Annotated in this window: 12 protein-coding genes; 10 read left to right on the top strand and 2 right to left on the bottom strand. The window is 47.6% G+C overall.

Annotated features, from left to right (window positions below; genetic code table 11):
- Window positions 1-2: 2 nt before the first annotated feature.
- Both ACP7H9_RS11200 and ACP7H9_RS11195 read right to left on the bottom strand, forming a co-directional pair.
- Window positions 3-503 (bottom strand): prepilin-type N-terminal cleavage/methylation domain-containing protein, encoded by a 501-nt coding sequence (locus ACP7H9_RS11200; protein ID WP_114981607.1) that lies wholly within the window; start codon window positions 501-503, stop codon window positions 3-5.
- Complete coding sequence (locus tag ACP7H9_RS11195; RefSeq protein ID WP_286823477.1) at window positions 497-913, bottom strand: prepilin-type N-terminal cleavage/methylation domain-containing protein; 417 nt, start codon at window positions 911-913, stop codon at window positions 497-499. The genes ACP7H9_RS11200 and ACP7H9_RS11195 overlap by 7 nt, the downstream gene beginning before the upstream one ends.
- Window positions 914-1,080: 167 nt before the next feature.
- On the opposite strand from ACP7H9_RS11195, the gene flhA reads away from it, so the two are divergent.
- Genes flhA through ACP7H9_RS11145 form a run of 10 tightly spaced genes read left to right on the top strand, consistent with a single transcriptional unit; the run spans window position 1,081 to window position 12,396 of the window.
- Entirely contained in the window at window positions 1,081-3,234 is a 2,154-nt protein-coding gene (flhA, locus tag ACP7H9_RS11190) for a flagellar biosynthesis protein FlhA (RefSeq protein WP_011234371.1), read from the top strand.
- A 12-nt stretch (window positions 3,235-3,246) separates the two neighbouring features.
- Complete coding sequence (gene flhF / locus ACP7H9_RS11185) at window positions 3,247-4,581, top strand: flagellar biosynthesis protein FlhF (RefSeq protein ID WP_114981606.1); 1,335 nt, start codon at window positions 3,247-3,249, stop codon at window positions 4,579-4,581.
- Window positions 4,582-4,637: 56 nt separating this feature from the next.
- The gene (locus tag ACP7H9_RS11180) at window positions 4,638-5,510 is read left to right on the top strand and encodes a MinD/ParA family protein (protein ID WP_011234369.1); all 873 of its coding nucleotides are present in this window, start codon (window positions 4,638-4,640) and stop codon (window positions 5,508-5,510) included.
- On the top strand, window positions 5,503-6,228 hold the full coding sequence (locus ACP7H9_RS11175) for an RNA polymerase sigma factor FliA (RefSeq protein ID WP_114981605.1): 726 nt from the start codon (window positions 5,503-5,505) through the stop codon (window positions 6,226-6,228). Before ACP7H9_RS11180 ends, ACP7H9_RS11175 begins: the two co-directional genes overlap by 8 nt.
- 37 nt (window positions 6,229-6,265) lie before the next feature.
- Complete coding sequence (cheY, locus tag ACP7H9_RS11170; protein WP_016341317.1) at window positions 6,266-6,649, top strand: chemotaxis response regulator CheY; 384 nt, start codon at window positions 6,266-6,268, stop codon at window positions 6,647-6,649.
- Between the two features lie 13 nt (window positions 6,650-6,662).
- Window positions 6,663-7,412, top strand: coding sequence for a protein phosphatase CheZ (locus ACP7H9_RS11165; protein ID WP_114981604.1), 750 nt, complete (start codon window positions 6,663-6,665; stop codon window positions 7,410-7,412).
- A gap of 13 nt (window positions 7,413-7,425) precedes the next feature.
- Window positions 7,426-9,576, top strand: a complete 2,151-nt coding sequence (locus tag ACP7H9_RS11160; RefSeq protein ID WP_439222774.1) for a chemotaxis protein CheW — start codon at window positions 7,426-7,428, stop codon at window positions 9,574-9,576.
- A gap of 15 nt (window positions 9,577-9,591) precedes the next feature.
- Window positions 9,592-10,752, top strand: coding sequence for a protein-glutamate methylesterase/protein-glutamine glutaminase (locus tag ACP7H9_RS11155; RefSeq protein WP_414018545.1), 1,161 nt, complete (start codon window positions 9,592-9,594; stop codon window positions 10,750-10,752).
- 12 nt (window positions 10,753-10,764) lie between these two features.
- Window positions 10,765-11,541 carry a ParA family protein gene (locus ACP7H9_RS11150; protein ID WP_414018544.1) on the top strand — a complete coding sequence of 259 codons (777 nt, stop codon included), beginning with the start codon at window positions 10,765-10,767 and terminating at the stop codon, window positions 11,539-11,541.
- A gap of 3 nt (window positions 11,542-11,544) precedes the next feature.
- Window positions 11,545-12,396: a chemotaxis protein CheW gene (locus tag ACP7H9_RS11145; RefSeq protein WP_439222773.1), complete on the top strand. Its 852-nt coding sequence runs from the start codon at window positions 11,545-11,547 to the stop codon at window positions 12,394-12,396.
- The last annotated feature ends 3 nt before the right edge of the window (window positions 12,397-12,399 follow it).

Here is a 12,399-nt window from a genome sequence, read left to right as displayed (position 1 = left end):
ATTTAGTTAACCAGAGGAGTGATTGTTCGTTTGAAAACATGTGCCTGAGCATTGTGAGTAACGGTAAAAGTTACAACGAGTTTTGATAGCCCACTACCAGATTCCGGAGCGTAAGAGTCAGCAGTAAATTGCGTGACTTTGAATTGAGACTTATCGGTTAGGGATTGCCAGCCATACCCGGCGCAATCGAGAGTCATTGAGTTATGCTGTAGCTGTTCATTCCTGACCCTGAAGCCGGGCGAGCCTCCATTTTGCTGAGGAAACAAATAGCAATTGCTCTGAGGGTTTGAAATTTGCGTTGCGGCGGTATTTTTTAAGGTTTCAAAAAACTGATTTGCGACTGACTGAGCACTTAATAGTAAATTGACCTGCATTAGCTTACGGTGTTGCACTCCTGTTTGCCATTGCATTTGCTGCTGTGCTGCCAGAACAACTATCGCGCCAATAGCCGAAGCTATAAGAACTTCTACTAAACTACTGCCGCGCTCAGAAACTATTAACATGGGGGGATTCCCGGAAGTGAGTCACCTTCACTTAAGCACAAACGAATACGAGCGACACTGCTGATGATGACTTTTATCTGTCGGCTTTTACCTATTAGTTTGATATGTCCGGGTGTCGCGGCAGATGACTCTCCATAAAAAGTAAGCGACGCGGAAGAACTGTAAGTGTATTCGGTTTGAATACCTGAGGTTTGCGAGTCACGGCTAAATGTAACTAAGTCAACTTCGATAGATTCCTTATTTGCTATGGACCTGGCTTTTACCAGCTGCAAATAAGACAGCCAGCGGCCAGCCTCTTTTTGAAGCAACAAAGACTCTGTCTGCTGAGTAAATATTGGCAGGGCAGAAGCACCAAGCACCGCACTGACAGCCATTGCCACGACCAATTCCATAAGAGAGTAACCGCGCATAAAAACACATTATTTTGAAGAAGAGCAACGAGTATAGAAGCTGTTTAAGCTTTGTCTGTAAGCCCCAACTGAAACGAATGTAAGATAACCTCCGAATAAAACGAAAGCTGGCTCGATTCTTGAATAAAACACCGCAGGTTCAACTTTTTGACGCAACAGGAAGACGTATGGCGGGCGGTGCCGAAAAGTTAGTAAATTTTAGAAATTTCACGCAGAACAATGCGCATCTGATCAAAGGTTTTGGAACACCCTTGGCCATTATGGCCATTCTGGCGATGATTGTTTTGCCAATTCCGGCTGTGGTGCTGGATGTTCTCTTTTCATTTTCAATTACTTTGTCACTGGTAGTTATGCTGGTGGCGGTTTATACCCAACGTCCGCTGGATTTCGCCGCTTTTCCTACCGTTTTGCTTATTGCTACGGTACTACGCTTAAGCCTTAACGTTGCCTCTACGCGTATTGTTTTATTAGAAGGGCATAACGGGCCAGGTGCTGCAGGCTCTGTTATTGAAGCTTTTGGTAGCGTGGTCATAGGTGGTAACTACACTGTCGGCCTGGTGGTGTTCGCCATTCTGGTTATTATTAACTTTGTGGTTATTACTAAAGGCGCCGGCCGTATTTCAGAAGTAACCGCTCGCTTCACCCTTGACGCTATGCCTGGTAAACAAATGGCCATTGACGCTGACCTTAACGCGGGCCTAATTAACCAGGAAGAAGCCAAAGCACGACGCAGCGATGTAACCCGTGAGGCTGACTTTTACGGCTCCATGGATGGTGCCAGTAAGTTCGTAAAAGGGGATGCCATAGCCGGTATCCTTATTCTCTTTATTAACATTATCGGCGGTCTGCTCATTGGTATGATCCAGTACGGTCTGACCTTCAATGAGGCAGTGGAAGTTTATACGCTGTTAACCATTGGTGATGGCCTGGTAGCACAAATTCCGTCATTGTTACTGTCAGTTGCGACCGCCATTATCATTACGCGTGAAAATAACAGCCAGGACATGGGCGATGCAGTTGTTCTGCAATTGCTCGATAACCCTAAGGTTTTGGTCATTACCAGCGCGGTATTGTTTGCCATGGGGGTTATTCCCGGTATGCCGCATTTTGCCTTTTTAAGCATGTCTGCGGTGTTAGCCGGCGCGGCTTACTTTAAACTTAAGAAAACCAAGACTGAAGAAGGCGAACTGGTTGAAAAAGAACAGGAGCAGCAAGTTCAGCAGGCGCAACAAAAAGAGCTCAGCTGGGATGACGTACGCCACGTTGACACTATAGGTCTGGAAGTTGGTTATCGCTTAATTCCTTTGGTGGATAAGCAGCAGGGCGGTGAATTGCTGTCACGCATTAAAGGTGTACGTAAGAAGCAGTCTCAAGAGTTTGGTTTTCTTGTTCCGGCCGTACATATTCGGGACAACCTCGATTTAGGCCCCAACAGTTACCGCATTACTCTTATGGGTGTGACCATGGGTGAAGCTGAAATTCGTCATGACTGGGAGATGGCGATTAACCCGGGTCAGGTATTCGGTGAGCTGGACGGTGAGAAGACAAAAGATCCGGCCTTTGGCCTGGATGCTGTCTGGATCCGTCCTGAGCAACGCGAGCACGCTCAAACTCTGGGTTATACCGTGGTTGACGCTGCAACTGTAGTCGCTACTCACTTAAGTCAGATTGTAACCAACCATGCATCTCAGCTGCTGGGCCACGAAGAAGCACAAGAATTGCTGGATCGTCTGGGGCGTACTCATCCTAAGCTGGTTGAGGGGCTGATTCCGGATCTATTGTCACTGGGCAACTTTGTGAAAGTACTGCAGAACTTACTGGACGAAGGCATCGCGATTCGGGATATGCGCACTATTGTACAAACTTTGGTTGAGTATGCAGGACGTAGCCAGGACCCAGAAGTACTGACGGCTGCAGTCAGAATTTCACTGCGTCGGTTAATTGTTCAGGACATTGCTGAAGGGGCGGCGGAATTGCCCGTCATAACTTTGGCACCAGAGTTGGAACAGATGTTGCATCAGTCACTGCAAATGGCTGGTAATGACGGAAATCAGCAAGGCGCCGGAATCGAACCTGGTTTGGCCGAACGCCTGCAACAGTCATTACGCGAAGTGCATCAGCAGCAGGAAATGAACGGGGAACCTTCAGTACTGCTGACCTCAGGGCTTTTACGGTCAACCATGGCGCGTTTTGCGCGTCACGCTACCGATGGTATGCGCGTGTTGTCCTATCAGGAAGTACCGGATGATAAACAAATTCGCATTGTCAGCTCAATTGGTGGACAACAAAACGGTGGTGAACAAACCGCCACACAAGAGTAACGGGAGTCGCTTGTGAAGATTAAACGCTTTTTTGCCGAAGATATGCGCCGTGGATTGCAACAGGTTAAAGAAACCTTAGGTCCGGATGCGATTATCCTGTCCAATAAGAAAGTAAACGGTGGTATTGAGCTGGTTGCAGCCATTGACCCCGATGCGCAACAGGCACAGCCAATGGCTGATCAGGCCCCAAATGAGCCGGCTGCGTCAAAGACACCGGAAGTGCCGGCTGAGTCTTTGCAAGAGCTGTTGCAACGTCAGGCACAGGTTGCACAGCCCACACAGCCCACTGCTGCGCAAGCGACTACTGAACCGGCACAACGGCCAGAGCCGAAAGCCGAGCCACAAGAATTTAACGCTTCTCAACTCAGCGACGATATTTTTCCTGAACAAGTAAACGCACCGGCAGCAGACGACTCCCAGGCCATTGCTGAACTTCGCTCTCAGGTCAATGGAATTCGTCAGTTGCTGGAACACCAGTTAAGCGGCTTGATGAAACAAGAAATGGATCGTGAAGAACCAACCCGCTCTATGCTGATGAACCGCTTAATGGATATGGGCTTGAGCGAGCGAGTTGCCGACCAGATTGCCTGTTTTATTCCTGAAGGCGGATCAGATGATGAAGCCTGGGAACAGACTCTGCATTTATTAGAAGGTCAGCTGAATACGACCTCTGACGACATTTTGACGCGCGGTGGAGCGGTTGCGTTAGTCGGCCCTACCGGTGTCGGTAAAACCACGACCATTGCGAAGTTAGCCGCTCGTTATGCGCAACGCCATGGTGCCGATAAAGTGGCTTTAATTACCACCGACACCTTTCGTATTGGTGCCAGTGAACAATTACAAACCTATGGTCGTATCATAGGGTGTCCGGTCAAAGTGGCAAAAAATGCACAGGAACTGGCAGATGCATTACTTGCGCTACGTCAAAAAAGTCTTATTTTGATTGATACGGCAGGCATGGGTCAACGCGACAAGCGTTTGAACGAACAGTTAAGCCAGCTTATTCAGAATTCACGATTGCGGATTCGTCCTTACCTGGTGTTGTCTGCAACATCACAAAGCCAGGTGCTGATGGATGCGGTTAAACAATTTAAAGCACTGCCTTTGTCTGGTTGCATTTTTACTAAGCTGGACGAATGCTTAAGTTTAGGTGAGAGTATCAGCGTAGCAATAGAACATGGCTTACCGGTTGGTTATTTAACAAATGGTCAGCAAGTACCTGAAGACATTCGGGTAGCGGATGCCAACTTTATGGTTGCCGAGGCTGAGCGGCTGCTTGATAAAAGCATTTGTTCCTCAGTGTCAGACGTGCCAAAATCGTACTGGAATGAGGCGTTTTCTCGCTGAATTAGCCAATATAATATGAAGCTGTTATCAATCTAGTCAGAAAAGAGATACGCCCGATGGATCAAGCAAGCGGTCTGCGAAGAATGAAACAATCGAAAGTAAAAGTTATTGCGGTAACTGGTGGTAAAGGCGGCGTTGGGAAAACCAACGTGTCGCTGAATATGGCTATCGCAATGGCAAAGCAGGGCAAACGAGTATTAGTGCTGGATGCCGACTTAGGTCTGGCTAACGTCGATGTTATGTTAGGCCTGCGGGTTGAGCGCAACCTTTCTCATGTGTTGAGTGGGCAGTGTGAGCTGGAAGATATTCTGATTGAAGGCCCGGCAGGAATTAAAATTGTTCCGGCAACATCGGGAACGCGTTCTATGGTGGACTTGAGTGAATCTGAGCATGCTGGATTAATAAGAGCCTTCAGCCAGCTTCAGGGAAACTATGACGTATTAATTGTCGATACCGCAGCGGGTATTGGTAATACCGTTGTCAGCTTTGCCAGAGCGTCACAGGATGTTTTATTAGTGGTTTGTGATGAACCCACATCAATTACTGATGCTTATGCACTGATCAAAGTATTGAGCCGGGAGCAAGGCCTGTTTAAATTCAAGGTGGTTGCCAATATGGTAAGAAATCTGCGCGACGGACAAGTATTGTTCAATAAATTGACTAAAGTAACCGATCGGTTTTTAGACGTTGCTTTAGAGCTTGCCGCGATTATACCTTTTGATGACAACTTGCGTTTAGCTGTTAGAAAACAACAACCTATGGTACTGGCTTATCCAAAATCACCAGCCTCTTTAGCGATAAAAGCGTTGGCTAAGAAAGCCATTGACTGGCCTGTTCCGGCTCAAGCCGGCGGGCATTTAGAATTTTTTCTTGAACAATTGATAACTTCTGCCGATAACGAGAGTAAGCGGGATGTTGCCAATGAATAAAGCTGCCGTTTATGCCGCCACTGCTGACAACCGGAATGCCATTATTGAACAGCATACCGGGCTGGTTAAGCGTATTGCACACCATATGATGGCTAGACTTCCAGCCAGTGTGCAAGTGGATGATTTGATCCAGGCGGGCATGATTGGCTTATTAGAAGCTGCGCGTAACTTTGATAACACTAAAGGCGCCAGTTTCGAAACTTTTGCCGGCATTCGCATTCGTGGTGCGATGCTGGACGAAATTCGTCGTGGTGATTGGGCTCCGCGCTCGGTTCATCGTAATCATCGGCGTGTACTGGAAGCCATTCGTCAGGTTGAAAATGAAACCGGACGCGATGCAAAAGACACGGAAGTGGCCGCAAAGCTGAATATGGGTATGGATGAATATCATCATATTTTGCGGGATGTCAGCACGGGACGAATCGTTGGTATTGAAGATCTTGGTGTATCAGAAGATGCTATCATGCCAGAGCAGGTAACGGGTTCAGCTTATGAGCCACAAAGAGATGTTGAGAACGCGGCGTTTCATAAAGCGCTGGTTTCGACAATATCTTCGTTACCAGAACGTGAAGCTTTGGTGCTTTCGTTGTATTATGACGAAGAATTGAATTTAAAAGAGATAGGTGAAGTGCTGAGCGTGAGTGAATCACGAGTCAGTCAAATTCACAGTCAGGCAATGTTGCGACTGAAGTCGCGAATGCAAAATTGGGTTGAATAAACTTTGGTTGTAATCGAGAGCCTCAGTGGAGGGTGCTTTGGATAAAAATATGAAAATTCTCGTTGTGGACGACTTCTCTACAATGAGACGAATCATTAAGAACTTACTTCGTGATCTTGGCTTTACCAATATACAGGAAGCCGATGACGGTAATACCGCATTGCCCATGTTGCAGAACGGTGATTTCGACTTTGTCGTAACCGACTGGAATATGCCGGGTATGCAGGGAATCGACTTGCTGCGTGAAATTCGCAAGGACGATAACCTGGCTCATTTACCTGTGTTAATGGTAACAGCGGAAGCCAAGCGAGAGCAGATCATTATGGCAGCTCAAGCTGGAGTAAATGGTTATATTGTTAAACCATTTACAGCCGTAACGTTGAAAGAAAAGCTCGACAAGATTTTCGAACGAATCAGCTAAAGGGCGAACGACTATGTCTGATAACGCCCATGATATTTCTCTGGAGCAAGCCAAGGAATTAGTAGCCTTGCTTGAAGACGGGAAACAACAGCAGGCTAACCAATTACTGGAAGATGTTTACAACCGTCGTAATGACAAGTTGTTTACCTCTGTAGGCCAGTTAACAAGAGACCTCCACGAAGCGCTCCAGGACTTTCAGGTTGACCCTCGCATTGTGCAAATGACGCAGGATGATCTTCCGGACGCGCAAAATCGTCTGCTGTATGTCATTGAAAAAACTGAAGACGCCGCGAATCGCACGATGGATGCTGTAGAAGCCTGTCTGCCACTTGCAGACGACATGCATCACCGTGTTGAGAAAGTGATGCCGGCCTGGAACCGGTTGATGAGCAATGATATTCAGATAAATGAATTCAAGTCTTTATGTCATGAGGTCGATGACGTACTTAAGCGCTGTGGTGAAAACATGCCTCAAGTGCACGGGTTAATGACTGAAGTGCTTATGGCGCAAGATTTTCAGGATATTACCGGACAAGTTATTCGTCGGGTTATTCAATTGGTTGAAGACGTTGAAAAGAACCTGATTGAATTGCTGAAGATATTTGGTAAAGAAGAAGAACGTCGTAACGCGGAAAAAGCAGGGTCTGCGCCTAAGAAAGATGCAGCCCATGCCGAAGGCCCAATTATCGATGCTGATCAACGCGATGACGTGGTTGGCGGACAAGACGAAGTGGACGATTTGTTGTCCAGTTTAGGTTTCTAGGAGCATCAGTCGCATGAGCTTTGATATGGACGAAGACATTCTGCAGGATTTTTTGATCGAGGCTGGAGAGATCCTCGAGCAACTGTCTGAACAGCTAGTTGAACTGGAAAATGATCCGCAAAACAAAGATCTGTTGAATGCTATTTTCCGTGGCTTTCATACGGTTAAAGGTGGTGCCGGGTTCCTGTCTCTGGGAGCTCTGGTTGATACCTGTCATGGTGCGGAAAACGTATTCGATACCCTGCGTAATGGTCAACGTACGGTCACTTCCGACCTGATGGACGTGATTCTTCAGTCTTTGGATACTATCAATACTCAGTTTGCGCAGGTGCGCGCCAAAGAAGAACCTGAAGCAGCTTCACCGGAGTTGCTGGAATTATTGCATAAGTTGAGTGAACCAGAGTCTGAGGACGAAGCGCCTATAGAGGTTCCAAAAGATGAACCTGCCGAGGAAACAGATCCGGAACCAGAACCTGCAGCAGAAGAAAGCAGCAGCGACAGCATTGATGAAATTCAGGACGATGAGTTTGAAGCGTTGCTGGATGAGTTACACGGTGAAGGCAAAGGTCCCGGAAAAGAAGACAAGCCAGCGGCGTCCAAGCCCAAGGTAAATGAAGACAGTGATGAGATTTCAGATGATGAATTTGAGTCATTGCTGGATGAACTTCATGGGAGCGGCAAAGCGCCTCAAAGTGCTGAGAAAAAACAAGAAAAGCAGAAAGAGCCCGCAAAAGACGACGAAATAACAGACGACGAATTTGAATCCTTGCTGGACGAGTTGCATGGCAGTGGCAAAGCGCCGACGCCGAAAGGTGATAAGCCGGCTAACGAGCCTGCGCCGAAAAAGCCTGAACCCAAAGCGCAGCCAAAACCTGCGGCAAAGCCAGCATCTAAGCCAGAAGCTAAGCCAGAGCCGAAATCAGAGCCTAAAGCGAAACCAGCAGCGGCTCAGCCGGTGGATAAAAAGCCAGCTGCACCAGCGCCAGCTCCAGTTGAGACTACTGTGCGGGTTGATACCAAGCGCTTAGACGAAATTATGAATATGGTCGGTGAGCTGGTACTGGTCAGAAACCGTCTGTTGAGCCTGAGTAATTCTGACGAGTCAGACAGTGCTGAAATGGGCAAAGCTATTTCAAACCTGGATGTTGTCACTGGTGACTTGCAGGGCGCAGTGATGAAAACCCGGATGCAGCCAATTAAGAAAGTATTTGGTCGCTTCCCCCGGGTTGTCCGTGACCTGGCTCGTAGCCTGAAGAAAGAAATCAATCTTGAGATGTACGGTGAAGAAACCGATTTAGATAAGAACTTAGTTGAGGCTCTGGCCGATCCTTTGGTGCATTTGGTTCGTAACTCTGTCGACCATGGTATTGAAATGCCGGATGAGCGTGAAGCGAATGGTAAGTCGCGCTCTGGAACCGTTACTTTGTCGGCGTCTCAGGAAGGCGACCATATTATGCTGTCGATTAAAGACGATGGTGCCGGTATGGACGCTGAAAAACTGAGAGGCATTGCCGTTAAAAAAGGCATTATGGACGCAGACTCCGCTGCACGTTTAAGCGATGAAGATGCTTATAACTTGATTTTCGCGGCAGGTTTCTCGACCAAAGAGCAAGTTTCGGATATTTCCGGTCGTGGTGTTGGCATGGATGTGGTTAAGACCAAAATCAGTCAGCTTAACGGTAGCGTTAAAATTAATTCAGAGTTAGGTAAAGGTACTGAGCTCTTGATTAAAGTGCCACTGACTCTGGCAATATTGCCGACGCTAATGGTCGCCGTAAAAGATCAGACTTTTGCTTTGCCGCTTGCTGTTGTCAGCGAAATTATCGACCTGGATATGAAACGCACTAATACCGTAGACGGACAGTTGACTCTCATTGTACGTAACCGGGCGATTCCGTTGTTCTTCCTGGAAAAATGGCTAGTCCGTAACCATGATGGTTCAAGTCGTAAAGAACAGGGTCATGTAGTGGTTGTGCAAATTGGTAACCAACAAGTTGGCTTTGTGGTGAACGCACTGATTGGTCAGGAAGAAGTGGTTATTAAACCCTTAGATAAGTTACTGCAGGGTACGCCAGGAATGGCCGGAGCAACAATTACCAGCGATGGTGGTATTGCTCTGATAGTTGATGTGCCCAGCATGCTTAAGTATTACGCCAAAAGATAACGGGACAAACCGTTCATGACTGTAAAAGTTCTCGTGGTAGACGACTCGGCGTTTTTCAGACGCCGGGTAACTGAGATTTTAGAAGACAATACCAACATTAAAGTGATTGGTAGTGCGAATAATGGCGAAGAAGCGGTAGAACAAAGCCGAACCCTTAAGCCGGACGTTATTACCATGGACATTGAAATGCCGGTAATGAACGGCATTGATGCTGTAAAAGCCATTATGAGCAGCAATCCTTGTCCTATTTTGATGTTCAGCTCGCTGACTCATGAGGGGGCGACAGCAACGCTGAACGCACTCGAGGCGGGAGCTGCGGACTTTCTGCCGAAGAAGTTTGAAGATATCGCCCGTAACCGCGACGAGGCAGTAAAAACTCTACAGGATCGCGTTATAGCGATTGCTAGGCAGCCGGTAAGCCGAACGTCTGCGCGGCCATCAACACCGCCGCCTGTTGCGAAGCAACCCGAACGTCCGTCAGAGCCCACTACAGCGCTGGATCGTATTCGGCAACGTAATAATGAGCTGCAAAGTCAGCGCGAAAGTGATGCGCGTACAGCGACATCGGCTGGTGCATTAACAATAAACCGGGCTTATCAATTACTGGCGATAGGAACCTCAACCGGTGGCCCTGTCGCATTGCAAAAAATACTCACCCAATTGCCCGGCAATTTTCCTTACCCTATTGTTATGGTTCAACATATGCCTGCGGCTTTTACCAAGGCCTTTTCACAGCGTCTGGATGGTCTGTGTCAGGTGCATGTTAAAGAAGCCGAAGACGGTGATGTGCTAAAAGCCGGAACCGCGTATTTAGCGCCAGGTGGCAAACAGATGATGGTTGAAGGCCGCCCGGGTAGCGCAAGACTAAGAATAAAAGATGACACTAGCGGGCGCATTACTTATAAGCCGAGTGTCGATTTAACCTTTGCCAGCTTATCGAAAACCTATATGGGCAAAGTGCTGGGCGTGATTTTAACCGGCATGGGAGCAGACGGGCGTGATGGCTCACGTATGCTGAAAGACCAGGGCGCGACTATTTGGGCTCAGGATCAGGCCAGCTGCGTTGTATACGGGATGCCACAAGCGGTTGCCCAGGCCGGCATTTCAACCCGCAGTATCAGTCTCGAAGGAATGGCAAAGGCTATTATGAAAGAAGTCGGTTACAGCGGCTTATAGCAGGATGAGTGAATGATCGTATGGACGGTAGCTAATCAAAAAGGCGGGGTCGGCAAGACCACCACAACCGTTGCGCTGGCAGGCCTATTGGCTGAACAGGGTAAGCGAGTCCTTTGTATTGATACTGATCCCCATGCGTCATTAACCTATTATTTTGGCATTGATTCAGAATCGTTGGAGTCCGGCTCCTTCGATGTCTTCAGCGCCGGCAAAGTTGTAACCGCAGATTTGATGCGCCGCAGTATTTTGTCTACCCAGTTTAAGCATCTGAGTGTTATGCCTGCCACTATGGCTCTGGCTACGCTGGATCGTAAACTTGGTACTCAGGACGGCATGGGACTGGTCTTAAAACGTGGCCTGGCAATGATCGCTGACGATTTCGACTATGTGCTTATTGATGTGCCGCCGGTGCTGGGTGTTCTTATGGTCAACGCACTTGCCTGTTGCCAGAGAGTATTGATTCCGGTTCAAACCGAGTTTTTAGCGCTAAAAGGGTTAGAGCGCATGATGCGAACCTTGACACTAGTTCATAAGTCTCGCGGCGAGAATTACGCTTATACGATTATCCCAACACTTTATGACAAACGAACCAATGCATCTTTGCAAACGTATAAGAAGCTCATTGCACGTTATGGTCGCTCGGTCTGGAATGGCATGATCCCAATAGATACGAAATTCCGCGATGCCTCTAATGAGCAGCTCACGCCTTCTGCTTATGCACCGAAATCGCGAGGGGTGTTGGCTTACCAGTCACTATTAACTAATTTGAAGCAGCTGGAAGAGCGTTGATTTATGACAACTAAACGCGATAACAGTGAAGCCGCTATGGCAGAATACCTCAACGCTTTACTGCTTGAGGAAGAAACGGTTGAGTTTGACAATGAACCGGTTAAACGGTTGTTAGAGCAAGCGGCACCGAAAATTCAGGCGGTTGCTGAGGAAGAAACGGTTAGCTTAAACCGTGAACAGGATTTATTACCTTTAGTTTCTGCAAAAGCGGACGATAGCTATCAAGAACCAGAGGTTGAAACGGTAACAGAAGTTGAAACAGAAACTGTTGACCTGACAACCACTGAGACAGACATTGATACGGAAGTACATACTGACACCGAAACGGAAGTGGAAACTGAAGTTTTTGAGGTTTCTGAGCCTCCAGCGGAGCCACTTCCCGATGCGATGTCAGAGTATATGGAACAGGACTTTCAGGCTTTATTTTTTAAAGTCGCAGGCTTAACTCTTGCTGTGCCGCTAAAAAGTCTGGGGGGTATCCATCAACTGGGCAAAATTAGTCCGCTGATGGGAAAACCTAAGTGGTTCCGCGGTATTATGACCGAGCGTGACAATAAACTGCAGGTGGTTGATACGGCTCGTTGGGTCATGCCGGAAAAATGTACGCCGGAGCTGGAAGAGAGTTTAGATTATCAGTATCTAATTACTTTGAATGACAGCCCATGGGGACTGTTGTGTGAGGAATTAGTGACCAGTGAACCTTTGCAGCCACAATCGATTCAGTGGCGTAAGGAATCAAATAATAAGCGACCCTGGCTTGCCGGGGTTGTCCGTGACAGAATGTGTGCATTGCTGGATGTTAACGCATTGATTACACTTCTGGATAAAGGTCTGGGACATATCCAGCAAGATTAATAA

It is taken from the genome of Idiomarina sp. ST20R2A10 (assembly GCF_051842345.1).
Lineage (GTDB): Bacteria > Pseudomonadota > Gammaproteobacteria > Enterobacterales > Alteromonadaceae > Idiomarina > Idiomarina loihiensis.
Note: the sequence above shows the minus strand (reverse complement) of the source record. Positions and strands in the feature narration are given on the sequence as shown.